A 23163-nucleotide genomic window follows, 5' to 3' on the forward strand; every position below is an offset into this window, starting at 1 on the left:
CGTCGGACTCGGCTCCCCCGGGCCGGGCTCCGCGGTCAGGCGTTGCTCGCCCGCCCCGCCAGCCCCATCCTGGGGCGAACCTCCGGCAGCCGGGCTCAGGCCTGTTGATGCACCCCGGCGCGCGGGCGGGGGGTGAGGCGCTGGAGCTGGGTGACGTGCCCCGGTTCCAGCTCGGCCAGCGAGGCCGCCCCCAGCAGGCGCATGGTGCGCTCGATCTCGGCGCGCAGGATCTGGATCATCCGGTCCACCCCCGCGCGACCGCCGGCCATCAGCCCGTACAGGTAGGCCCGGCCCACCATCGTGAAGTCCGCACCCAGGGCGACCGAAGCCACGATGTCGGCCCCGGACATGATCCCGGTGTCCAGGATGATCTCGGCGTCCTGGCCCAGTTCGGCAGCGACCTGGGGCAACAGGTGGAAGGGCACCGGGGCTCGGTCGAGTTGACGCCCGCCATGGTTGGACAGCATGATCGCGTCCGCGCCGGCCTCGACCACCTTGTGGGCGTCGGCCAGGGTCTGCACGCCCTTGACCACGGTCTTGCCCGGCCACTGCCGGGCGATCCAGCGTAGGTCCTCGAAGTCGACGGTCGGGTCGAACATGGTGTCCAGGAGCTGGGCCACGGTGCCGGACCAGCGGTCCAGCGAGGCGAACGCCAGCGGCTCGGTGGTGAGCAGATCGAACCACCACTGCGGGCGCGGGATCGCGTTGACCACGGTGCGCGCGGTCAGCGAGGGCGGGATGGTCAGCCCGTTGCGCACGTCCCGCAGGCGGTTCCCGGCCACCGGTACGTCCACCGTGACCAGCAACGTGTCGAACCCGGCCGCCGCGGCCCGGTCCACCAGGGCCATCGAACGCTCCCGGTCCTTCCACATGTAAAGCTGGAACCAGTTGCGCCCGGAGGGATTGGCCAGTGCCACGTCCTCGATCGAGGTAGTGCCCATGGTGGACAGGGCGAACGGGATCCCCGCCGCCCCGGCGGCACCGGCCCCGGCGATCTCCCCCTCGGTCTGCATCATCCGGGTGAACCCGGTGGGGGCGATGCCGAACGGCAGCGCCGAGTGCCCGCCCAGGATCGTCCTGGCGGTGTCCACCTCGGCCACGTTGCGCAGGATCGAGGGGTGGAACTCCACGTCCTCGAAGGCTTGGCGGGCCCGGGTCAGGGACAGTTCCTGCTCGGCCGCCCCCTCGGTGTAATCGAAGGCCGCGCGCGGGGTGCGGCGCTGGGCGACAGCGCGTAGGTCGGCGACGGTCTGTGCTGCTTCCAGCCGGCGACGGCGACCGTCCAGTACCGGCGGCTTGAACCGCAGCAGGGGGGCCAGGTCACGAACCCGTGGAACTCGCCGCTTGACCATCGAAGCACTCCTCACGTTGGCGCCGGCCGGGGTTCCTGTACCCGCGGCTGGTTGAGGATGAGCCTAACGCCGCCGGCGGTGCGGGTGCGGTCCGATGCACCTCCGGCAGGGGCGATAATCGCACCCATGCCCTTCGACCATGGCGCCGATTCCGATCCGGCACTGTTCGATCTGCCCAGCGGCAGCCGGCGCGCACCCCGCCGGGTGGTGTTGATCACCGGGGCCTCGGGGTCGGGCAAGAGTTCCCTGGTGCGCCGGCTCGGCCTGCCCGCACTGCAACTGGACGACTTCTACCGCGACATCGACCACCCCGGTCTCCCGCAACGCTTCGGCGGCGTGGACTGGGACTCCCCACTGGCCTGGGACGGTGCCGCGGCAGTGCAGTCGCTGGAGGAGTTGTGCCTGAACGGCGAGGCGGAACTGCCGATCTATGACATCCCCACCTCCCGGCGCACCGGCACCACCCGGCTGGTGATATCCGATCACCCGGTAGTCCTGGCCGAAGGCATCTTCGCCGCCGAGCTCATCGACGAGTTGCGCTCACGCGATCTGCTCGCCGAGGCGTTGTGCCTGGTGCGCCCGCGGGTGCAGACCTTCTGGCTGCGCTTGCTGCGCGACATCGCCGAAGCCCGCAAACCCCTGCCGACTCTGGTACGCCGGGGGCTGGCGCACACCCGCGCCGAGCCTGCCCTGATCCGCCACTGGACCGGCAAGGGCGCCCGCGCGGTCTCGGTCGGCGAGGCGGAGAGCCTCATCCAAGGGCTTGCGGCACGCTAGCGGGTCCGGCAGCGCCGAGGCAGACCGGGCCGGGGTGGCCGCATTTGTTCGGCCCGGCCGGACCGACTTGACCTGGGCCGATGCCCGCTCTACCGTCACCACGTATCGGAGAAATTCCCGAAGCTTTCGAGAGAGTGGTGGCCCGATGGCGGCTGATCCGGTGTTCGACGCTGACCCGTGGGTCCTGAACCGCAACGGCGCCTGGTGCTGGTACCAGGACGAACGTGCCCTGGTGGATCCCGAGTCCAATGTTCTGGTGGTCGGTTCGGTGGCCGCGCCCGAGGGCGAGGATGGCGCGACCCGAGCCGGGAACGTGGAACTCACCGTCACCGACCTGGGCACGGGTGAGTCCACGATCGCGGTGCTGCACGAGAACCTGGAGGCCGATGACCACAACGTCCCCGGCCTGTGGCGCCGGCGTGACGGTCGCTGGCTGGCGGTCTACGCCAAGCACAAGAGCGACAACTACACCCGGTGGCGCATCAGCGAGCCGGGGGACCCCACCACCTGGGGCCCGGAGCAGGTCTTCGACTGGACCGAGTTGACCGGGGGCCGGGGCGTCACCTACTCGAACCTGCACGAACTGGACGGGCGCTTGTACTGCTTCGCCCGGGCGATCAACGACGACGCCTGTGCCCTGGTCTCGGATGACGAGGGCGACACCTGGACCTTCGCCGGCAAGCTCTTCGACCGGCCCAAGGTCGGTTACGTCAACGGATACTGCCGCTACGCCGGCACCGACCGGATCGACGTACTCACCACCGACCACCACCCGCGCGACTACAACAACTCGATCTACCACGGGTACCTGAGCGCAGGGGCGCTGCACGCCTCCGATGGCACCGTCGTCGACCCCCACGCGCTGTCCGGCCAGGCGCCGGACCAGGCGGAACTGACCACCGTCTTCGCCGCCGGCTCGGTCTGGGACGGGGAGCGGATGACGCGGGGATGGACCACCGACATCCGCCGCATCGAGGGCACCGTGGTGGCCACCTTCACCGCCCGCGCCAACGACGAACCGGAGAACTCCAACTTCGCCGACCACCGCTTCTTCTACGGCCGCACCAACGACGACGGAACCTGGGGCGTGTACCAGGTCGCCAAGGCCGGGCGTGCGCTGTTCCCGCGCGAGGAGGACTACACCGGCCTGATCGCGATCGACCCCTACGACGCGGACTCGGTCTACGCCTCGACCCACATCGACCCGCGCGACGGGTCCGAGTTGGCCCACCACGAGATCTTCCACGGCCGTACCGCCGACGGTGGCGCTACCTGGGCCTGGACCCCGGTGACGCGGGATTCCCCGGTGGACAACCTGCGCCCGATCGTGGCTCCCGGCGATCCCGGCACCCTGGTGCTGCTGTGGTTCCGTGGCGAGATGACCACCTCGCAACACTATGCCTGCGAGATTGCCGCGCACGTACTCCCCCGCCGCTGAGCGTGTCCACCTGAGCACTCGTCGCGCGGGAACCGCGTCGCGGCACAGTTTCGCGGCGATCCCCCGGTAGGGCAGGCACCCGCGCCACCGCAGGCCGCGTCACCGCCGGCCGCGTCACCGCCGGCCGCGTCGGTGCGGTTCCGTGCAGCAGGAGTGAGGCGGGCCACATCGGAAAGACGCAGCGGATGGCATAATCGAGGCAGAACTGAACATGCCACTTCAGCCGTGGCGGGAGAGCCCGCACGAGCGGGCGCCGACGGAGCAACCTCCCCGGGAATCTCTCAGGCACCCAGACCGCCGACGGCCAGGCTCCTCTGAAAAGTAACCCTGCGGGGTTCACCGATGGTGCAGGCGGGCGTGCCCGCGAAATCTCTCAGGTCCGATGACAGAGCGGGGAACCACCTGACCGCTTGGCGTGCCTGCGCCCGTCCCGAGGAGATCCTTGGCAACGTTCACCGATACACCGGCCCCTACCGTTCCGGCTGCAGCGACTTCTGCGGCGCCTGCCACACCGGCTCCACGCCCGCCCGCTTCCTCGCGTCGTCCCAACCGTGCGCTGGGCCTGATCGCGATCTTCGCCTCGACCACCGCGATGGGCACGGCCGGGGTTTTCGGGCGGCTGTCCAGCCCTCCGGGTGAGGTGATGGGTGAGGCACTGACCATGGGCCGGATGCTGGTGGGGGCCTTGGGCATCCTCGTCCTGCTCACCATCACCGGGCGCCGGCACCTGCTGCGGCAGACCAGGTTGTCGCCCGCTGTCGTACTGGGCGGGGTCTTCCTCGGCCTGTCCTTCGCGCTGATGCTCTCGGCCACCGTGCTGACCGACCTGGCCCTGGCCGTGGCGCTGCTCTATCTCGGCCCGGTGCTGGCAACCATCCTGGCGCGGGTGGTCCTGAAGGAGTCCCCCACCCGCGCCGAGACGTTTTCGCTGGCAGCCGCATTCACCGGCATGATGCTGGTGGCCGGGCTGATCGAGGGGCCGACCACCGCCTCGGAGAACCACCTGCTCGGGGTGCTGCTCGGGGTTGCCTCAGGGGTGCTGTACGGAGCCGCGCTGCTGTGCTACCGGTTCCGCGCGGACATGCCCGCCGACGTGCGGAGCTTCTGGAACTTCACCTTCGGCACCCTGGCCACCGGGGCCATGGTGGCCCTCACCCGCCCGGACCTGAGCGCGATGACCCCGGCCAACTGGGCCTGGGCCCTGACGTTCTTCGCGGTCTGCGGCCTGCTGGCCCTGGGCCTGCTGGTGCTGGCCGGTAAGCACCTGCGCACCGCCGAGTTGTCCAGGACCTCCTACTGGGAGGTGGTGGTGGCCCTGCTGCTGGGCGCGGCACTGTTCGGCGAGACCATCTCGGCGTTGAACTGGGCAGGTGTGGCGATCATCGTCGCTGCCGCCGGGCTGCCGCTGCTGCGCGTGCGCCGGGGAGTGCGCTGAGCCCACCTTTCCGCCCCCTCAAACCGGGACGGCGATCCGCTCCAGCGCCTGGGCGGCCACCCGGTCCGCGCCCGCCAGGAGCGGCGAGGGGACCCCGGGGGTCGCCCCGATCGCCGAGCCCGGCTGGACCGTCTCGGCCGGGATCCCCAGCACCAGCACGTCCGGATCCGTCCGGCCCGCAGCATCGATCAGCGCGAACTCGTCAGGGGTGACATCCACGGTGGTGGTCGCCGCCCACCCACCGGCCCTGGTGGTGTCCGGGACCCGGTGCAGCCGGGCGCGGCCGCTGCCCATCAACGTGGACAGCAGCGGGTCGGACGTGCCCGGCACCTGGCCCCGGGACATCCGGGTCTCCAGCAGCGCCCGGGTGACCACCCCCCCGGGGTGAACGCGCGTGCGGGCGCGGAAGCCGTCGTCGTCGGGCTCGATGACCAGGCTCTCCCCCAGGAGTTGCACCACTCCGGCGCGCACCAGCGCCAGCAACTGGGCGGTACGCCGCGGCGGCGGGCCGGAGGCCAGGGTCAGGCCCAACGGCACGAACCAGTCCTCGTACTGGACCAGCCGGGCGCGCCCGTCCAGTGCCCCGGCGGTCACATGGCGCCCGAGTAGGACTCGCAGGGTGGCCATCGCCCGGTTCACCGCGTTGCGCGGGGACGTGAGCGGGTTCGCGATCGAGGCCTGTTCCTGGTCCAACCACGTGCGCACCCAGTCGTCCCACTGCTGCGGGTCCGCCACGGGCGCGGGCCGGTCCAGCCGGTCCACGTCCAGGGCGTAACCGGGTGCGGTGACCAGATCGGCGACGACGGCGGCGGGATCGGTGCCGCGGCTGAGCGCGGCGATGATCGCGGCCTCATCCACCCCGTCGACCACGGCGTGGCGGTGGTGGGCAGCCAAGGTGATCAGGTGCGCGGCCGCGAACTCGGCGGCCAACAGCGGCCAGACCTGGGTGCGCAGATCCCGGACACCGCCACGGCAGGCGTCCGCGAGGGCTCCGGCGGTGGCGATCCGGGGTCGCCACGGCGGGGGCATTCCGGTGGGATAGGCGCCCTTGCCGCGGTAGGGCAGACCGCGCCGGGATCCCACCAGCAGCCGCGGCTCCGCGCCGGAGGGTTCGTAGTGCAGCGGCGCGCCGGCAGCCGGGCCACCTGCACCGCCGTCGAGGGCGGCGAACCCGGCGGCATCAGCCTGTGCGCCGGTGTCCGCCAGCGTGAAGCGGCCCCCGCGACCGGCGGTGAGGATGCCGATCACGTCGAAGAAGTTCGCCCCCATCCCCGCCACCAGCACGTCCTGGCCGTGGCCGGGCACCTGGGTCCAGTCCCGCTCCGATGGCATCCCCGGGGGCACATAGAGCAGTCGCTGCCTGCGCGCCCGGTCGGTGCGGGCGCGGGTCTGATCCGACGGCTCGGCCTGGATCATGCCCTGGGCCAGGACCACCAAGGGGGCGCTGATCGCGGCGACCGGCTCGGGGTGATGGGTGCGGTGTCCGCGGGGTCCGTCGACGGCTACCCGGTGGGCGCCGGTGAGCCGGACGAGGCGGCGCCCATCCACTGTGCTGGTGCCGGTGCGGCCAGGTGTTTCGTGGGCGCGGGTGGCCGGCTCGGTGCCGGCCACGGCGATGTCGGTCGCGGTGCCCTCGATGTGCCACACCTCGATTCCCCCGCGGCGGGCGGCCTCAGCGAGCTGGTCGCGGTAGTAGACCCCCTGCAGCCGCCGGGTCGGGTAGGACTCCGGGCGCAATGCGGCGAGTTCGGCGCCGAGCCATGCCGGCCGCTCCGGGCCGATACCGAGGTAGCGCTGTGTCGGGGCGTGCGAGCAGGCGGTCGCCCACTGCACCAGGTCCGGCCCCGGCACCAACGGGCCGTCCTGGTCGGTGCTGGCGTCGGCGTGCGCGGTGGTCTGGGCGCTGTAGGTGTTGTTCAGCAGCAGCGGGTGCTGGTCGGTCCGCCAGGTGGCGCCGGCGCCCACCTGGACCGCGTCGATGATCGCGACCCGCAGCGCCGGATCACCGGAGGGCGCGGGAGCGCCGAACGGCTCCTCCGGGCGCAACCGCGCGGCCAGGCGGGCCACGGTGGCCACGGCCCGCGGCCCTCCCCCCACGATCACCAGGTCGACCTCAGGGGTCGACGGGTCGACCTCGACCGGCAACCCGGGGGCAGCCGAGGTGGCAGCGCCGTGCGAATCCCTCACATCAGGCACGCTAACCAGCCCATCGGCATCGTTCCAGCGGCTGCGCGGCCATCTCACCATCCGGCCGGCGGCCGCCGGACCGGCGCTCGGTACCACGGGAAGGCGGCTGCGGCGCAGATGAGACCGGTCGGTCGCCCGTGAGGCCGGTCGATCGTCCGTGAGACCTGTCGATCGCGTGACCGGTCTCAGCGCCCCCGACCGGTCTCAGCGGGATTGGGGGGTGCGGGCGTGCGGGGTGTGGGCCAGGGGGGCCGGGGGGCCGGGGGTGGGGAACGCGAACGCCCCGTGCACGGGGTGCACGGGGCGTTCGACGGTTGGGCCCAGGGGCGGGCGGAGCTCAGTCCTCGTCGGCGGGGGCGTCCTCAGCAGTGCTGTTGGGCGAACCTGCGCCGACCGCCGCAGCGACCGGCTCTGCGGCCTCGAGTTCCTTGGCGGGCTCGTCGCTGTCCACCCCGGTGAACGTGAACTCGGCCAGCAGACCCTCTCCGGTGGCGTCCACGTAGACCTTCTGGCCCGCGGTGAGTTCGCCGTAGAGGATCTTCTCGGAGAGTTGGTCCTCGATCTCACGCTGCACCGCGCGGCGCAGCGGCCGGGCACCGAGCACCGGGTCGTAGCCACGATCGGCCAGCAGTTCCTTGGCAGCGGGGCTGAGTTCGATCGTCATGTCCTTGTCCGCCAAGCGAGTGGCCAGCGCACCGACCATGTGGTCCACGATCTGGTGGATCTCCTCGCGGGAGAGCTGGGGGAAGACGATCACGTCGTCGACACGGTTGAGGAACTCAGGACGGAAGTGCTGCTTGAGTTCGTCGTTGACCTTGATCTTCATCCGCTCGTAGTTGGTGGACAGATCCCCCCCGGCCTGGAAGCCGGTGAGCAGGCCCTTGGCGATGTCACGGGTACCCAGGTTGGTGGTCATGATGATCACGGTGTTCTTGAAGTCCACCATGCGGCCCTGGGAGTCGGTCAACCGGCCGTCCTCCAGGATCTGCAGCAACGAGTTGAAGATGTCCGCGTGGGCCTTCTCCACCTCGTCGAAGAGGACCACCGAGAACGGCTTGCGCCGCACCTTCTCGGTCAGTTGTCCCCCCTCTTCGTAACCGACGTACCCCGGCGGGGATCCGAACAGGCGCGAGACGGTGTGCTTCTCGGAGAACTCACTCATGTCCAACTGGATGAGCGCGTCGTCGTCACCGAACAGGAACTCCGCGAGCGCCTTGGCCAGTTCGGTCTTCCCCACGCCGGTGGGGCCGGCGAAGATGAACGAACCACCGGGACGCTTGGGGTCCTTCAGCCCGGCTCGGGTGCGCCGGATCGCCTGGGACAGCGCCTTCACGGCGGCGTCCTGGCCCACGATCCGCTTGTGCAGTTCGGTCTCCATGTTCAGCAGGCGCGAGGACTCCTCCTCGGTCAACTTGAACACCGGGATACCGGTGGACATCGCCAGCACCTCGGCGATGAGTTCCTCATCCACCTCGGCCACGGTGTCCAGGTCGCCGGACTTCCAGGCCTTCTCCTTCTCGGCGCGGGTGGCGGTGAGGTTCTTCTCCTCATCGCGCAGCCGGGCGGCACGCTCGAAGTCCTGATCGTCGATCGCCGATTCCTTGCTGCGGCGGGCCTCGGAGATCTGGTCGTCGAGTTCCTTCAGTTCCGGCGGGGCGGTCATCCGGCGGATCCGCAACCGGGCGCCGGCCTCATCGATCAGATCGATCGCCTTGTCCGGCAGGAACCGGTCGTTGACGTACCGGTCGGCCAGCTGCACGGCAGAGACCAGGGCCGGGTCGGTGATGGTGACCCGGTGGTGTGCCTCGTACCGGTCGCGCAGACCCTTGAGGATCTCGATCGCGTGCGCCAAGGTGGGCTCGTCGACCTGGATCGGCTGGAAACGGCGCTCCAGCGCGGCGTCCTTCTCGATGTGCTTGCGGTACTCCTCCAGGGTGGTGGCCCCGATGGTCTGCAGTTCACCGCGGGCCAGCATCGGTTTGAGGATGGAGGCTGCGTCGATCGCGCCCTCCGCCGCACCGGCGCCGACCAGGGTGTGGATCTCGTCGATGAACAGGATGATGTCGCCGCGGGTACGGATCTCCTTGAGCACCTTCTTCAGGCGTTCCTCGAAGTCCCCGCGGTAACGGCTGCCGGCCACCAGCGCACCCAGGTCAAGGGTGTAGAGCTGCTTGTCCTTCAGGGTCTCGGGCACGTCGCCGCGCACGATGTCCTGGGCCAGGCCCTCCACCACGGCGGTCTTTCCGACGCCGGGCTCACCGATCAGCACCGGGTTGTTCTTGGTGCGGCGAGAGAGCACCTGCATCACCCGCTCGATCTCCTTGCCCCGCCCGATCACCGGGTCGAGTTTGGAGTCGCGGGCGGCCTGGGTGAGGTTCCGGCCGAACTGGTCCAGCACGGCCGAACCGGACGGGGTACCCTCGCTGGGCCCACCGGTGGAGACGGCTTCCTTGCCCTGGTATCCCGAGAGCAACTGGATCACCTGCTGCCGGACCCGGTTCAGGTCCGCGCCGAGTTTGGTCAGCACCTGGGCGGCCACGCCCTCGCCCTCACGGATGAGGCCGAGCAGGATGTGCTCGGTGCCGATGTAGTTGTGTCCGAGTTGCAGGGCCTCACGCAGGGAGAGCTCCAGCACCTTCTTGGCGCGCGGGGTGAAGGGGATGTGCCCCGAGGGAGCCTGCTGGCCCTCCCCGATGATCTCCTGCACCTGCTGACGCACGGCCTCCAGGGAGATGCTCAGCGACTCCAGGGCCTTGGCGGCGACACCCTCACCCTCGTGGATGAGACCGAGCAGGATGTGCTCGGTACCGATGTAGTTGTGGTTCAGCATCCGCGCCTCTTCTTGGGCGAGGACGACGACGCGACGGGCTCGGTCGGTGAATCTTTCGAACATGTACAGCTCCCAAGGGCCGGGACCAGGGCAAGACTGGTCGTGGCAGATACATTGATGCTAACCGTGGGCACAGGGGTTTCCTGCCCGTGTTCGCCAGCGGCGTGATCGGCGGGTCGGCCCGGACCGGGCCGGTCAGCTCTCCAGCACCAGCGTGACCGGACCGTCGTTGACCAGCGACACGGCCATGTCCGCGCCGAACACCCCGGTCTGGGTGGTCAGGCCGCGCCCGCGCAGGTCCTCGATCACGGCGCCCACCAAGGGCTCTGCCACCTCACCCGGCGCCGCCTCGGACCAGGTGGGACGGCGGCCCTTGCGGGCCTGCCCGTACAGCGTGAACTGGCTGATCACCAGCACCCCGGCGTCGGGGTTCTCGGTCAGGGAGGTCTCACCGCGCAGAATCCGCAGGTCGGCGATCTTGCGGGCGATGAACTGCGCGTCCGCCGCGGTGTCGGTGTGGGTCACCCCGATCAGGGCGAGCAGGCCGGTACCGATCTTCCCGACCACCTGCCCCTCCACCTCCACCGAAGCGGAGCTGACTCGTTGCAGGACGGCTCGCACCGCTCAGTTCCCCCCGCCGGTGGACCCGAAGGCGGGGACCACCTGCCCCACGGGCCGGCCGTGGCCCAGCACCGCCACCTGCGCCCAGCTCCACCCCTCGGCGGGCGTGTGCTCGCCCAGAACACCCAGCGCCGCCGCGAGCACCGCAGGGCGGGGCCGGGAGCCGCCGTCAGCGATCTTGAAGGCCAGGGCGCGCCCATCGGGCAGGGCGGCGGCGTAGACGCCCTCGGCGCCGTCCTTGGCGATCAGACCGGGCACCTGCCGCATCGCCTCGGTGAGGTCCCGGCCCTGTCCCCCGACCAGATGCGGGTGCGCCCGCATGGCGGCGGCGACGCGACCCTCCGGTGACTCCGGTGGCGCGGTGGCCAGGGTCGCGAAGGCCCGGGCGAGCCCCTCGGTGGTGGTCGAGGGCAATGGCGCTCCGCACCCGTCGACGGCCAGGTGGCCCACCACGACGCCGGTCAGCTCGGCGATCGTGGCCACGACCGCCTGCTGTAGCGGGTGCGCCGGGTCGAGGTAGGTGTCGGTGGGCCAGCCGTTGTGCACGCAGGTCGCCAGCATCACCGCGTGCTTGCCCGAGCAGTTCTGGGTGAGCGAGGAGGGCTCATGGCCCGCGTCGCGCCAGGCGCGCGCGGCCTGGGCCGACAACGGCGGATCTGGGGTGTTGCCCAGGTCGGCCTCGCTCAACCCGGCGCGGGCCAGGATCGCTCGGACCACCTCCAGGTGTGCCGCCTCCCCGCTGTGGGAGGCGCATGCCAGGGCGATCTGTTCCGGTTCCAGCACCACCCCGGTGCGCAGCGCCACGAGCGCCTGCACCGGCTTCACCGACGAGCGCGGGAACATGGTCTGCGCCGGCGCGCCCACGCTCAGCCCGGTGCTGCCGTCGGCGTGCAGAATGCTCAGATGGCCGGTGTGCACCGATTCGGTGAGGTCGCCGCGCACCACCCAGGCCAGGGGCGCGCCCGGGTTGATCGGGTGCGGCACGGACGGGGCGGGAACGACGGTGTGGGGCTGACCCGGATTCACCAAGGCGATCCTCCACCGCCACGGTTGTCCCGGTAGTGACGAACCGCCGGGCGCACATCGGCCAGATAGATCCCGGCCGGCACCGCAGCCAGTACCAGGAAGATGATCAGGCCCGAACGGCCCAGTGGCGGCGGGATGCCGAGGAAGGCCAACAGCAGGGCGAGAGCCAGGATGCCGGCCCAGAAGCCTTTGGTGCGCTTCTCCGCGTAACTGAATGCCTCCCCGGGGCGTCGCAGCGCATCGAACAGCGCGATTGCGCACATGCCCACCACCACCAGGGACAGCGCGAGGAACAGATAGTTCTGAATGGTGCCGACGACGATCACCCCATGACTCTAGTTCAGCCCACGCGATCAGCCCACGCGCAGGCGGAGCCGGGCGCACGTCCGTCGAGGGTTACTGCTGCGGGAGCACGCGCAGGCCCAAGGCGGTGGCCACGCCCGCGAGGCGGGCGTCGGTGAGGGCCACGATCGGGTTGGCCGGGGCGAGCAACTCCACCGAGGCCATCTGAATTCCGTCCCCGGCACGAAGCCCGTGCTCCTCGGCCAGGTCCGCCGCCCGTTCGGCGATCGCCGCGGTGACCTCGACCTTGCGCAGCGCGGGCCACATCCGGTGCCAGCGCTCCAGCGCCTGCCCCGCTACTTCCTTACTCACCCTGCCACTGCGCTCCCCGGCGCGCAGCACCGCACGCACCTCGGCGTCGGCCAGCCGGGAGGCGAACACCGCGTCGGCCCGGTCCCACAGAGCGCGCACCAGCGCCGAGGTGCTCTCGTGGTGCACCAGCGCCAGCAGCGCACTGGAGTCGAAGTAGACCAGGCTCATCGTCGCAACCGGCGAACCAGCTCCGAGACGGAGGAGTGCCTGCCCTCCACCGCGGGTGCGCTGGGCCGGTCCGCCTCGGGGGCGGACAACAGGCCATCCCGTTCCAGGGAGGCGATCAGGTCTGCTCCGTCGACACCGGTGAGCCGGGCCACCGGCACCCCTCGTTCGGTGATGATGAGTTCTTCGCCCGCCCCCACGCGCTCGATCCAGTGCTTGAGTTGGGACCGGAATGTACTGACGGGGACGTCCATGCTGTACACCCTAGCCGCGGCGTACCGGCCGCGGTACCGATATCCGGGCAGGTGGCCTCACTCCCCGAGTGAACCGGGCTCGGCCAGTGCCGCCCGCGACTCCTCCCCGGTCCAGCCGGTGATCCCCAGCAGATCCACCAGCAGGGAGCGCAGCAGCGCCACCTCGGTCTGGGCCCGCCAGCCGGAGAAGGCCTGCGGGTCCAACTGTCCGGCGATCCGCACCAGCTGCGGGCGTACCTTCGCGGGGTCGTCGTTGTTGCCCAGTTCGGTGCCCAACGCCTCGGCGGCCGCGGAGGTCTGTTCCAGTAGATCGGCCAGCAGCGCACCGTCGTCGGGATCCATCGCGACGGCGCTGGCCCGCCTGGTCAGCACCCGGGTGTTGCGCATCGCCCGGTCACACAGCATCGCGGCCCGGTCCAGCCGCGTCATCTCGTCGTCGTGCCGCAGCCACGGCGGGGTGAACCGGGTGGCGGCCAAGGATCCGCGTACCACCTCATGCCACTCATCCAGCACCGCCTGGGAACCCCTGGCCTGCACGAGGGCATCACCCACCGCGGTGGGATCCTGGGCGGCCAGGCCCCGGGCCACCCCACCCAGTGTCCGGGAAACCTCCTGCAGCGCCGCGCGGGCCAGCGAGCGCACCTGCTTGCGCACATCGATCGGCAGCAGCGCCGCCACCGCCAGGGCCACCACCCCACCGATCACCGCGTCCAACCACCGGTCCATGGCCCCGGTGACGCCGAACAGGTATCCCGGAAGGGCCACCACCACCACCGACTGCACCCCGGCCTGGATCGCCAGCATCTGCCCGGCATCGATCAGCCGCGCCGCGAGCACGGCCAGGACCAGCACCACACCGACCTGGATCGGGCCGGACCCGAACAGGGCGGAGAAGGCCTCCCCGAAGAACACCCCGATCGCCACGCCGAAGGCCAGTTCAGCGACCTTGCGGGGGCGGCGGTCGTGGCTGAACCCCAGGCTGATCCACGCCGCGATGGCGGCGAAGAGCGGGTAGCGGTGCCCCAGACCGTACAACGCGATCGCATAGGCGACACCGGCGGCTGCCGCTGCGGTCAGGATCGGCCACAGGTCGCTACGGGTGCGGCGCAGCCCCCGACGGGCCCGCGCCAGTGCCGAAACCCGGACCTGGCGCAATGTGGGACGTTCCACCGAGGGAACCGGGGGTGTCCCCCCGGGGTCCGGTTCGGACCGGCCCCACGCCCGTCGCTTCACGGCCCACTCGATCAGGGACGACGACGCAGCGCCGGGTTCGGTCGCGGCCTGTCCTGGGGAGGTGGTCTCCCGGTGCCGAAACCTTCCGGGGTCACAATCGTCTCCTGCCCGGCGGCGAGGCCCTCCACGCTCAGCGTGGCCTCGGGATCCACCGACCGCTTCAGCACCGCCAGGGCCACCGGACCCAGCTCGTGGTGGCGGACCACGCTCGTGACCCTGCCGACCTCGCGTTCACCGTGCACGACCGTGGCACCCGGTTCGGGGGTGATGTGCTCGGAGCCATCCAGGTGCAGCATCGTCAGCCGGCGCGGGGGCCGGCCCATGGTGAACACCCGGGCGATCGTCTCCTGGCCCCGGTAACACCCCTTCTCCAGGTGCACGGCGGTGCGGAGCCAGTCCAACTCGTGCGGGATCGTGCGCTCATCGCACTCCCGGGCGTGCCGTGGCCGCCAGGTGGCCACCCGCAATGCCTCCCAGGCCCACACCCCGGCCAGGCGCGCACCAGCTCCCTCGGCCTGGCTCACGGCGGCCGGCAGATCGTCGCGCTGCACCAGCCACAACGCCCCCTGCCACTGGGCGCCGGGGTGCTCGTGATCGTCCGGCCCGTAGCGGGTCGAACCCGGGGCGGTCACCGGCCACGGGTCGCGCCACTGGATCAGCGCACCGTCGATCGTTGGCCCGTGCGCGCTGGTGCCGAGCACGGCCAGGTCGGTGCGAGCACCGACCTCCACCCGCATCGCGAACTTCATCGACTCCAGGTACGCCACCAGTCCTGCTGCGGTCCCGGACTCGGTGATCAGCCACGTCGTGGCGCCGTCGTCGATGACGGCGGCGGCGTGCTCGACCCGGCCGTGGGGGTCCAGCACCAGCATCTCGGTGCTCATCCCCGGCTCCAGGGCGTTGAGGTGCTGGGAGGTGATCGAGTGCAGCCAGGTAAGCCGGTCGGCACCGGCCACGGTGACCACGCCCCGGTGGGACAGGTCCACTACCGCCCGGCCCTGCTCGAGGGCGCGCTGTTCGTGCATGGGCTCGCCGTAGTGCGCGGCTACACCCTCATCCGGGTCCGCAGCGGCTACGGCACCCTGCCTGGTCATCAACGCACTGGCACTCATCGCGCTCTCCTTCACTCGTGTCGCTGCAGCCGGCCCGAGGAGTAGGACTGCAACTCGTGGCCGAACGCGGCCAGGTCGGTCGCCCACATCAGTTCCCCCCGCACCAGGCCGTACATCCGGGCCGCGGCCGCGATGTCGGCGCCGGTCGAGGTGCGGGCGATCAGGTCGGTGCTCAGTTCCACCCGGGGGCCCTGGACCTGGCCCAGGTAGACGTTCACGTGCCCGCTGGGTTCGGCCAGCAGCACCTCCAGCGCGTGCGCCGGGACGCCGCCGTCGGGCGTTCCGTTCCCTCCGCCGTCGGTGCCTGCGTCGGTCGGGGCGACCCGCCAGTAGCCGGATTCGGCGCTCCAGACCTGCCCGGCCTGCAGCGCCGCGACGTCGATGTCCCCCTCCAGGGACTCCAGCGGGCTCTCCAGCAGGTGGGTGGTGCACCTGTAGGTCAGGTACGGGCCGCCGTCGTGACCGAACTCCACGTCGACGAGAACCCCGCGCTGGGGGATGTCGGGGTAGGCCACGAAGCCGGGACCGCGCCAGCGGCCGATCAGCCAGGCGAGCGGGTACGCCTCCGGGGCCAGGTCGTCAGGAAGTTGGAATGCCACACCTGCGATGTTATCGCGCCATCACAGCAGGAGCAGGATGCGGCCCAGCACGTACACCGGCGCACCGCAGACCAACACCGGGAGTACGGCCGCCGATAACGCCGGCCACGCCCGCACCGAGGCGGGGAACTGACCCAGCAGGTGATGCACGGCCGCACTGAGGACGCCGGCCACGAGCCCGACCAGCACCCCGGTGACCGGGCCCACCGCGATGATCACGGTTCCCACCCCCAGGCCCACACCTGCCGCGACCGCGGTGGTGACCAGCCACCCCCAGGTGGCGGGCAGCGGGATCGCGGTGACGATCGCCGCAGCCGCCAGGGTCACCGCCCCCACCAGCAGCAGCCCAACCGACGTCGGACCGGTGCCCACCGCCAGCCACCCCACGCCGGAGGTCAGCACGGCCGCACCCGTGACCGCCCCGGCGACGGACTCCACCAACCGGGGGCGGCCGTCGCGGCGCAGCAGTTGCAGGACGAAGGCGGCCACGACGACGATCCCGAACCCGAGTGCGGCATAGGCCAGGTCACCGGTGAGCCACTGCAGCGACACCCCTGCGGCTATCGTGGCCAGCAACAGCACCGAGGTGCCCTGACGGGCCGGCAGTCCGAGCAGTCCCGGCCAGCCGAGTGCGAATATGCCGCCCATCCCGGCCACCGTGGTGATCAGCAGCGGCCGGTCCCCGAATGCCGTCAGCCCCACCCCGGCCGAGGCGGTGGCGGTGACCACCGCGCGGAAGGACTTGCTCAGCACGTGCGCTCGACCCCCTCTCTCCGGTGCGGCTGCTGCCGGGCAGGACACGGCGGCTCCTGGGGCGAACGCTACCGGCATACCCCGGAGGGGGTGAAAACGCGTGCCCGGCATGACCCGATGTCAGGTGCGGCGCACACCGGCTCGGATTCCGCCGTCGTGCGCACCCGGCAGGTGCCTTTACACTGGATGCGACGCCGGGTCGCGCTAGCCCCGGGCTCCAACATCAGCCGCTACGAGCGGCCTTCGCGCCGTCAGGCGCTGGGCGGCCCGGTGTCATCAACCTCACCTCCGGGTACGCCCCCTGCCTGGGATGTGCATCTCTGGCCTACGCTGCTGGGCAAAGACCTGTACAGATCGGAAAAGTTGAGTGCGACTCACCCTGACCCCCCGCAGGGTCTACTTCGACCTGCTCACCGAGTTGGGCGACCACCTGGTCACCGGTGCGGACATCCTCGCCCAGTTGATCGGCTCCGAACCGGCTGAGCGTCCGGCACTGGCCAACCGGATGCGCGACGTGGAGCACCTGGCGGATGAGTCCACCCACGCCATCATCCGGCACCTGAACCGCTCCTCGGCCACCCCGTTCGACCGGGACGACCTGTATGACCTCACCTCCTCGATGGACGACTGCATGGACTCCATGGAGGAGGCCACCGACGCAGTGGTGCTCTACCGCATCGGCGAGCTGCCCGACGCGGTGACCGATCAGGTCGCCACGCTGCAGCGGGCCGCGGAACTGACCGCTGCGGCGATGCCCCAGTTGCGGAAGATGAACGGACTGGAGGCGTACTGGATCGAGGTGAACAGGCTGGAGAACCAAGCCGACCGGATCTACCGCGGGCTCACCGCGGACCTGTTCACCGACCCGCAGTACCTGGACAGCCCGGCCGGGGTGGTGCACCTGATCAAGATCCGTACGGTGATCGACTCACTGGAAGCCGCTGCCGACCACTTCGAGAAGGTGGCCAACATCGTGGAGTCGATCTACCTCAAGGAGTCCTGATGCGCGCCCGCCGCGCGCCACTGCTGGCGGCCCTCGCGACGGTGGCCATGCTGGCGGGAGCGCTGGCCGGTTGCAGCACCGAATCGGTGCAGGTGGGCGCATGCGCCCAATGGGACCAGCTCCAGGAGGCCCCGCGTGCGAGCGTGGAGGTGGTGGACTGCGAGCAGGAGCACAGCGCCCAGTTCGTGGGAACCTTCGAGGTGGACTTCGAGACCTTCCCCGGCCAGGAGGCGATCGACGACGTCGCCGAACCCGGGTGCCTGGAGGCCTTCACCGAGTTCGTCGGGATCGACTACGCCGACTCACAGTTGCGCCTGGACTGGTTCCGGCCGACGCAGGAGAGCTGGCAGAACACCGGCGGGCGGGACGTCTGGTGCGTGGCCTACCTCCCCGAAGGCACCACCACCGGCGGCTTCCAGGACAGCGGGCGGTAGGTTCCCCGGGCGAGGACCGACGGTGGGCACAGGAGGGGTCGTGCTCAGCCGAACCGACCGGAGATGTAGTCCTCGGTGGCCTGGACCGAGGGGGCGGAGAACATCGTGGCGGTGTCATCCATCTCGATCAGCCGGCCCGGCTTGCCGGTTCCGGCGATGTTGAAGAAGCCGGTGCGGTCCGAGACCCGGGCGGCCTGCTGCATGTTGTGGGTCACGATCACGATCGTGTAGTCGTTCTTCAACTCGTGGATCAGGTCCTCAATGGCCAGGGTGGAGATCGGGTCCAGCGCCGAGCACGGCTCATCCATCAGGAGCACCTCCGGTTGTACGGCGATCGCCCGGGCGATGCACAGGCGCTGCTGCTGGCCACCGGACAGGGATGACCCGGGCCGGTCGAGACGGTCCTTGACCTCGCTCCACAGGTTCGCCCCGGTCAGCGCCGACTCGGCAAGGTCGTCGGCGTCGGACTTCTTCATCCGCCGGTTGTTCAGTTTCACCCCGGCCAGCACGTTGTCGTAGATGGACATCGTAGGGAAGGGGTTGGGCCGCTGGAACACCATGCCGACCTGGCGACGAACCACCACCGGGTCTATCCCCGGTGCGTACAGGTCCTGGCCGTCCATGACGGCCCTCCCGGTGACGTAGGCCCCGGGAATCACCTCGTGCATCCGGTTCATGGTGCGGAGGAAGGTGGACTTGCCGCAGCCGGAGGGCCCGATCAGTGCGGTCACCGATCGGGCCTCGATCACCATCGTGACGTCCTCCACGGCCTTGAAGTCACCGTAGAAGACGTTCAGGTCAGTGACATCGATGCGCTTGGACACAGCTCATACCTCCTGCTGGAACACGCGTGCGCGAGTGGGAACGGGGCGGGTCATGAGATGCCCTTCGGGGAGAAGTAGCGGCTGACCAGCCTGGCGATCAGGTTCAGCAGCATCACGATGGCGATCAGCGTCAGCGCCGCGCCCCAGGCACGGTCCACGCTGGCCCCGCCCTGGGCGTACTGGCGGTAGACATACACCGGGAGGGTGGCGATCCGTCCGTCGAACGCGTCGTAATTGACGTTGTTGGCCAGTCCGACGGTGATCAGCAGCGGGGCGGTCTCCCCGGTGACCCGGGCTATCGCGATCATCACACCGGTCGTGATCCCGGCCACCGCGGTGCGCAGCACGACCTTGACGATGGTGAGCCACTTCGGCACCCCGAGCGCGTAGGCGGCCTCGCGCAGTTCGTTGGGCACCAACCGCAGCATCTCCTCCACCGAACGCACCACCACCGGGGTCATCAGCACCGCCAGCGCGATCCCGCCGATCAGCGCCGAGCGGTAGGCGGGCCCGAAGATCAGCAGGAACAGGGAGTAGGCGAACAAACCCGCCACGATCGAGGGGATTCCGGTCATGACGTCCACCAGCAAGGTGATGGCGCGCTTGATCCGCCCACCGCCGTACTCGACCAGGTAGATCGCGGTGAAGATTCCCAACGGGATCGAGATGGCCGCGGCGATGCCGGTGACGTACAGGGTGCCGATCATGGCGTGGTAGATGCCGCCGCCGCTGTCTTGACCGAAGACCCCGACCATGTCGGTGGTGAAGAACTCCGCCGACAGCGCGCCGACGCCGTTGGCCAGCACCGTCCACACCACCGAGACCAGCGGAACCAGCGCGAGCAGGAAGGCCACGGTCACCAACGTGGTGGCCAGGCGGTCCTTGGCGTACCGCTCACCTTCCACGATCAGGGAGGTCGCGGTGAGGGCGACGACGAAGATCAGGGTCCCGACCAGCAGTACCCCGGCGACACTCGGGCCGGTCTCGCCGAGCATCCCCAGACCGAGGGAGGCCACCAGGCTGGCCCCCAGCACGGCCCAGGGCGCCCATCCAGGGAGCCTGCGGGAGCCCACGGCGCCGGTCGCCTGTGCAGTCGTGGTCATGATCAGTTCGCTCCGGAGAACTCGGCGCGGCGGGCGATCACGGCGCGGGCCGCCATGTTCACCCCGAAGGTGAGGACGAAGAGCATCAGACCGGATGCGATCAGCACGTCCACACCCAGCCCGGAGGCTTCGGGGAATTGGCTGGCGATGTTCGCGGCGATCGACTGGTGCTGACCCGGCTGCAGCAGATAGAAGTTGATCATGAAACCTGGTGAGATGACCATCAGGATGGCCATCGTCTCGCCCAAGGCCCGGCCCAGCCCGAGCATGGCGGCAGAGATGATGCCCGAGCGCCCGAACGGCAGCACCGCCTGACGGATCATCTCCCAACGGGTGGCACCCAGGGCGAGAGAGGCCTCCTCGTGCAACCGGGGTGTCTGCAGGAAGACCTCCCGGATGGTCGCGGTGATGATCGGCAGGATCATCACCGCCAGCACGATGCCGCCGGTCATGATGTTGCGCGCCGGTGCCTGATAGTCGGCGAACAGCGGGATCCAGCCCAGGTTGTTCGTGAGCCAGTCGAACAGTGGATGCAGCACCGGCTGCAGGAACTGGATACCCCAGAGCCCGAAGATGATCGACGGCACCGCGGCCAGCAGGTCCACCAGGTACCCCAGGCCCTGGGCGAGGCGGCGGGGGGCGTAGTGGGAGATGAACAGGGCGATGCCGATGCTCAGCGGCACCGCGATCAGCAGCGCGATCACCGATGACAGGACGGTGCCGAACAGCAACGGTGCGACATAGCCGGCGAGGCTGCGCCCGCGCATGATGTTGACGGTGTCGTAGTCCGCCTGGCTGGCAATCAGCGCCGGCCAGGACCGCCAGAGGAGGAACGCCGCGACGGCCGCGAGGATCACCAGGATCGCGACGCCGGCGCCGGTGGAGATCCCGGCGAAGATCCGGTTGCCGAGCCTGCCCGGGGCCCTGCCCGGTCGTACCGCGAGCTCGCGGTCGTGGGTGCCCGTCCGTCGCGGCTTGGTGAGGGTGCTCACGAACGCTCCTTACGGCACACCGGGATGCCACCACGCGCAGGCAGGTTGGTGCCGCAGCAAACCTGCGGCACCAACCTGTGCGCTGTCAACCTGGGCAAATGATCAGGCTACCGAGATCTGGTCGAGGATCTCCTCGACCCGCTCACGCATTTCCGGAGAGATCGGAGCCGAGCCGGCCACGCCGGGATCGGAGGCCCGGTTCTGGCCGTCCTCGCTGGCTACATACCGGAAGAACTCGGCCACGTTCGCCGCGTCCTGCTCGTCGTCGTACACCGAGCACAGGCTGGAGTAGGCGATCTGGACGATCGGGTAGGAACCGGACTCATCGGTGTCGCGCGCCAGGTCCACGGTCAAGCGCCACTCGCTGGCGGTCTCGGCCGCCGGAGAGTTAGCGACCACCTGGGCAGCGGCCTCCGGGGAGAACGGCACGTACTCATCGCCCACACCCACGGCCACGGTGCCCAGGTCACCGGCACGCGAGGCGTCGGCGTAGCCGATCGCGCCCTCGGCTCCGCTGACCACGTCGATCACACCCTGGGTCTGGGCACCGGACTGGGTGCCGTCGATGGGCCAGACACCGTCCGGCTCGTGCTGCCAGACGTCCGGGGCAGCCTTGGACAGATAGTCGGTGAAGTTGTCCGTGGTGCCGGAGTCGTCCGAGCGGTTCACCGGGATGACGTCCAGGTCGGGCAGGTCCACATCGGGGTTGGCCTCAGCGATGGCCGGGTCGGACCAGTTGGTGATATCGCCGTTGAAGAGCCCGGCGATGGTGTCCGCGTCGAGGTTGAGGTGCTCGGTTTCCACGCCGGGCAGGTTATAGATGACCGCGATCGGGCTGATGTACAGCGGCAGTTCGATCACGTCACCACCGAAACAGCGTTCCGCACCGGCGTCGATCTCCTCCTGGGAGAACATCGCGTCGGAACCGGCGAACAGGGTGGCTCCGTTCAGGAACTGCTCCCGCCCCGTGCCCGACCCCACCGAGTCGTAGTTGACGTCCACTCCGGTGCGTTCGGTGAAACCGGCCTGCCAACCCACCATCGCGTTCTCCTGCGAACTCGCGCCGGCGCCGGCAATACTGCCGGACAGTTCCACGTCGTTTCCGGCGCCGGTGTCGGTGCCGTTGTCGTCCGTGCCGTTGTCGCCCCCACAGGCAGCGAGTACCAGTGCCATCGCACCGATCGAGGCGACGCCCGCCACTCGGCGGCTCAATCCAGCCTTCACGTTGGTCCCGTTCTGATCGAGGTCTCCGCACGGTTCTCCGCGCGGTACAGACTTGACGCTAGGCAGCCCGGGTGACGGACCGGGGCCGCGGAGGTGAACGCAGGATGAACGCACCGTCACAATGCGTGTGAGGAAGAGCACATGGCCTCGGCCGGGCGGAGACCGGTCAGGCGTTGGCGCTGGCGGGGCGGTGCATTTCCATCGAGACCACCCGGACCTTGCGCTTGCCCGGCCTGGCCAGATGCAGCACCAGAACCTCCCCGGTGCGCAGATAGGGATCGGCCTCGGGCAGCACCCGCAGCACCCGGTGCGGACTCTTGCGTTCCACCGCGTCCAGAATCGCCGGCATCACCGGGCGGTGAGTGCAGATCAGCACCGGGGCATCCCTGCGGCCGAGCAACTCCGCCACCAGTTCACGGACGCTGCGTGGGTCCTCCTTCGCGGCGTGCTCGGTGATCTGCGGCGCCATGAACAACTCGATGCCGGAGGCCTGCGAGTACGGCACCACGGTGTCGTGGCAGCGTGCCCACGGGCTGGTGATGATCTCCTCGGCGCCGTAGGCGGCCAGCAACGGCACCAGCGCCCGCGCCTGGGCATGTCCGGGTCTGGTCAACGGCCTGGTGTCCTCACCCTTCTGCCAGGCCGAGCGCTTCTTGGCGCGTCCGTGCCGGGCGATCAACACCGTCCAGGTATCCAGGAAGCCATCCTCATGCAGATCGATCAGCGCACCCAACGGCTCCCGGTCGGCCTTGCGGGTGAGCATCTTCCAGGCCTTGCCGGCGTCAACCCAGCGGGCCTCGTCCACCTCACCCTCGGCGGGCTCGATCCGGCCGCGCGCCCGCACGGACCCACGATCGCCGTCGATCACCCGGGCCGCCCAGTACACGCACACCTTGGTCTTGGTGGAGTTCAACGGGTACTGCACCACCGGCAGAGGCAACCCGAGTTCCACGTGGTACCCGGTCTCCTCCGCCACCTCCCGGGCCGCGCACGCGGGCAGGCACTCCCCCACGTCCACCTTGCCCTTGGGCCAGGACCAGTCGTCATACCGGGGCCGATGGATCAGCAGCACCTGCAGGCTGCGCTTCTTCACCCGCCACACCAGGGCACCGCCGGCGTAGACGCGCTCGCGCTTCTTGCCCACCTG

22 protein-coding genes and 1 riboswitch are annotated in these 23163 nt (G+C 70.0%); of the genes, 5 read left to right on the plus strand and 17 right to left on the minus strand.

The window, feature by feature from the left end; genetic code table 11:
* Positions 1 to 95: 95 nt before the first annotated feature.
* A complete protein-coding gene (locus tag ACO0LV_RS03235) occupies positions 96 to 1352 on the minus strand; it encodes an alpha-hydroxy acid oxidase (protein WP_424786428.1) in 1257 nt (418 codons plus the stop codon).
* Positions 1353 to 1478: 126 nt separating this feature from the next.
* On the opposite strand from ACO0LV_RS03235, the gene ACO0LV_RS03240 reads away from it, so the two are divergent.
* The 3 genes from ACO0LV_RS03240 (at position 1479) to ACO0LV_RS03250 (ending at position 5002) form a co-directional block, all read left to right on the plus strand.
* Positions 1479 to 2129: a uridine kinase family protein gene (locus ACO0LV_RS03240; protein WP_424786429.1), complete on the plus strand. Its 651-nt coding sequence runs from the start codon at positions 1479 to 1481 to the stop codon at positions 2127 to 2129.
* A gap of 145 nt (positions 2130 to 2274) precedes the next feature.
* Complete coding sequence (locus ACO0LV_RS03245) at positions 2275 to 3567, plus strand: BNR-4 repeat-containing protein (RefSeq protein WP_424786430.1); 1293 nt, start codon at positions 2275 to 2277, stop codon at positions 3565 to 3567.
* 219 nt (positions 3568 to 3786) lie between these two features.
* A riboswitch (glycine riboswitch) is annotated at positions 3787 to 3874 on the plus strand.
* A gap of 135 nt (positions 3875 to 4009) precedes the next feature.
* Positions 4010 to 5002, plus strand: coding sequence for a DMT family transporter (locus tag ACO0LV_RS03250; RefSeq protein WP_424786431.1), 993 nt, complete (start codon positions 4010 to 4012; stop codon positions 5000 to 5002).
* A gap of 18 nt (positions 5003 to 5020) precedes the next feature.
* Here the strand turns inward: ACO0LV_RS03250 and ACO0LV_RS03255 are convergent, their stop codons facing one another.
* The 11 genes from ACO0LV_RS03255 to ACO0LV_RS03305 all read right to left on the minus strand — a co-directional run bounded on the left by ACO0LV_RS03255 (position 5021) and on the right by ACO0LV_RS03305 (position 16484).
* Positions 5021 to 7189, minus strand: a complete 2169-nt coding sequence (locus tag ACO0LV_RS03255; RefSeq protein ID WP_424786432.1) for an FAD/NAD(P)-binding protein — start codon at positions 7187 to 7189, stop codon at positions 5021 to 5023.
* Between the two features lie 337 nt (positions 7190 to 7526).
* The gene (locus tag ACO0LV_RS03260) at positions 7527 to 10082 is read right to left on the minus strand and encodes an ATP-dependent Clp protease ATP-binding subunit (RefSeq protein WP_424786433.1); all 2556 of its coding nucleotides are present in this window, start codon (positions 10080 to 10082) and stop codon (positions 7527 to 7529) included.
* Positions 10083 to 10214: 132 nt separating this feature from the next.
* Positions 10215 to 10640 (minus strand): D-aminoacyl-tRNA deacylase, encoded by a 426-nt coding sequence (dtd, locus tag ACO0LV_RS03265; protein ID WP_424786434.1) that lies wholly within the window; start codon positions 10638 to 10640, stop codon positions 10215 to 10217.
* Positions 10641 to 10643: 3 nt separating this feature from the next.
* A complete protein-coding gene (locus ACO0LV_RS03270; RefSeq protein WP_424786435.1) occupies positions 10644 to 11666 on the minus strand; it encodes an asparaginase in 1023 nt (340 codons plus the stop codon).
* Positions 11663 to 11992: a DUF2516 family protein gene (locus ACO0LV_RS03275; RefSeq protein WP_424786436.1), complete on the minus strand. Its 330-nt coding sequence runs from the start codon at positions 11990 to 11992 to the stop codon at positions 11663 to 11665. Before ACO0LV_RS03275 ends, ACO0LV_RS03270 begins: the two co-directional genes overlap by 4 nt.
* 70 nt (positions 11993 to 12062) lie before the next feature.
* Entirely contained in the window at positions 12063 to 12488 is a 426-nt protein-coding gene (locus tag ACO0LV_RS03280) for a type II toxin-antitoxin system VapC family toxin (protein WP_424786437.1), read from the minus strand.
* The gene (locus ACO0LV_RS03285; RefSeq protein WP_424786438.1) at positions 12485 to 12739 is read right to left on the minus strand and encodes a type II toxin-antitoxin system Phd/YefM family antitoxin; all 255 of its coding nucleotides are present in this window, start codon (positions 12737 to 12739) and stop codon (positions 12485 to 12487) included. Before ACO0LV_RS03285 ends, ACO0LV_RS03280 begins: the two co-directional genes overlap by 4 nt.
* A gap of 57 nt (positions 12740 to 12796) precedes the next feature.
* A complete protein-coding gene (locus tag ACO0LV_RS03290) occupies positions 12797 to 13909 on the minus strand; it encodes an FUSC family protein (RefSeq protein WP_424786439.1) in 1113 nt (370 codons plus the stop codon).
* Between the two features lie 74 nt (positions 13910 to 13983).
* Positions 13984 to 15084, minus strand: coding sequence for a YgfZ/GcvT domain-containing protein (locus ACO0LV_RS03295; protein ID WP_424786440.1), 1101 nt, complete (start codon positions 15082 to 15084; stop codon positions 13984 to 13986).
* A gap of 11 nt (positions 15085 to 15095) precedes the next feature.
* Entirely contained in the window at positions 15096 to 15683 is a 588-nt protein-coding gene (locus tag ACO0LV_RS03300) for an FABP family protein (RefSeq protein WP_424786441.1), read from the minus strand.
* Between the two features lie 21 nt (positions 15684 to 15704).
* Positions 15705 to 16484, minus strand: coding sequence for a hypothetical protein (locus ACO0LV_RS03305; RefSeq protein ID WP_424786442.1), 780 nt, complete (start codon positions 16482 to 16484; stop codon positions 15705 to 15707).
* 319 nt (positions 16485 to 16803) lie between these two features.
* Here ACO0LV_RS03305 and ACO0LV_RS03310 point away from each other — a divergent pair, with 319 nt between their 5' ends.
* Both ACO0LV_RS03310 and ACO0LV_RS03315 read left to right on the plus strand, forming a co-directional pair.
* A complete protein-coding gene (locus tag ACO0LV_RS03310) occupies positions 16804 to 17439 on the plus strand; it encodes a DUF47 domain-containing protein (RefSeq protein WP_424786443.1) in 636 nt (211 codons plus the stop codon).
* On the plus strand, positions 17439 to 17873 hold the full coding sequence (locus tag ACO0LV_RS03315) for a septum formation family protein (protein WP_424786444.1): 435 nt from the start codon (positions 17439 to 17441) through the stop codon (positions 17871 to 17873). Before ACO0LV_RS03310 ends, ACO0LV_RS03315 begins: the two co-directional genes overlap by 1 nt.
* A 44-nt stretch (positions 17874 to 17917) precedes the next feature.
* Here the strand turns inward: ACO0LV_RS03315 and pstB are convergent, their stop codons facing one another.
* The 5 genes from pstB to ACO0LV_RS03340 all read right to left on the minus strand — a co-directional run bounded on the left by pstB (position 17918) and on the right by ACO0LV_RS03340 (position 23160).
* Positions 17918 to 18697, minus strand: coding sequence for a phosphate ABC transporter ATP-binding protein PstB (gene pstB, locus ACO0LV_RS03320; protein ID WP_424786445.1), 780 nt, complete (start codon positions 18695 to 18697; stop codon positions 17918 to 17920).
* A 50-nt stretch (positions 18698 to 18747) separates the two neighbouring features.
* Positions 18748 to 19800 (minus strand): phosphate ABC transporter permease PstA, encoded by a 1053-nt coding sequence (pstA, locus tag ACO0LV_RS03325; RefSeq protein WP_424786446.1) that lies wholly within the window; start codon positions 19798 to 19800, stop codon positions 18748 to 18750.
* Positions 19801 to 19802: 2 nt separating this feature from the next.
* Positions 19803 to 20792, minus strand: coding sequence for a phosphate ABC transporter permease subunit PstC (pstC, locus tag ACO0LV_RS03330; RefSeq protein ID WP_424786447.1), 990 nt, complete (start codon positions 20790 to 20792; stop codon positions 19803 to 19805).
* Between the two features lie 102 nt (positions 20793 to 20894).
* Positions 20895 to 21965 carry a phosphate ABC transporter substrate-binding protein PstS gene (gene pstS / locus ACO0LV_RS03335; protein WP_424786448.1) on the minus strand — a complete coding sequence of 357 codons (1071 nt, stop codon included), beginning with the start codon at positions 21963 to 21965 and terminating at the stop codon, positions 20895 to 20897.
* A 217-nt stretch (positions 21966 to 22182) separates the two neighbouring features.
* Complete coding sequence (locus ACO0LV_RS03340) at positions 22183 to 23160, minus strand: NUDIX hydrolase (RefSeq protein WP_424786449.1); 978 nt, start codon at positions 23158 to 23160, stop codon at positions 22183 to 22185.
* Positions 23161 to 23163 lie beyond the last annotated feature (3 nt).

It is taken from the genome of Pseudactinotalea sp. Z1739, assembly GCF_049725055.1.
Lineage (GTDB): Bacteria > Actinomycetota > Actinomycetes > Actinomycetales > Beutenbergiaceae > CALKWS01.